Origin of the sequence: Snodgrassella communis (genome assembly GCF_914768045.1) — a bacterium.
In the GTDB taxonomy this organism is placed as follows: Bacteria; Pseudomonadota; Gammaproteobacteria; order Burkholderiales; family Neisseriaceae; genus Snodgrassella; species Snodgrassella communis.
This window is the reverse complement of sequence record NZ_CAJZCD010000025.1, coordinates 1-709: the sequence shown is the minus strand read 5'-3', so window position 1 is coordinate 709 and position 709 is coordinate 1. Positions and strand designations below refer to the sequence as shown.

1 protein-coding gene is annotated in these 709 nt (G+C 53.2%); it reads left to right on the top strand.

Going from position 1 to position 709, the window contains the following annotated elements; translation table 11 throughout:
* Positions 1-709 (top strand): T6SS phospholipase effector Tle1-like catalytic domain-containing protein (locus MJ761_RS10820; protein ID WP_239450471.1); only part of this gene is annotated, 709 nt, incomplete at both ends.

Below are 709 nucleotides of genomic sequence, written 5' to 3'. Positions count from 1 at the left end.
CTGCTATCACTTTGTGGCCGGGCATGAGCAGCGTAAAAGCTTTTCGGTGGAAAGCATCTGTATTGATGGCGGCTACCCGCATGGTGGCGGTGGTGAATTCCGCGAATACACTTATCCCGGGGTTCATGCAGATATTGGCGGTGGCTATCCGCCGGGCGAACAATTTAAAAGTAATTTTGGCATGGGGCATGTGGTGGCACAGATTGCCTTGCATGATATGTATGCGCGCTGCTGGCAGCATGGTATGCCGATGCTTATCTGGGCTGATCATCCGCAACTGGTGGCGCAGATGAAGAAAACGCCGCGCTTTAAATTAAAAAATTATGAAATCATGGATATTTTTACGCGTAAAGAATTTGATACGCAGCCGGAAATGGTAACGCGTTTCAATGCCTGGCGCGATGTGTCGATTACCGATAATCTAAATCAGAATCTGCGCCAGCAGGTACACCATATTACCGCCTGGCGGATTCTGCGCTGGGTTAAGGATGGGGTGAATGGCTATGCGGATTTTCTGGGACTGCAAATGGCTCCGGGTAAGGGTACGGCCGGGGAGAAAGAAGATCCGGCGCAGGTAAGCGCACGCGAGCAAATCATTCGGCAGGGGCGCAATCGCGCCAATGAAAAGGCGAAAGCGGGTGCTGGCGGGGGGCTGCCGCCGGCACCGGCACCAGACAGTAAAAAAGAAGATGAGCTGTGGCAGCAGGCC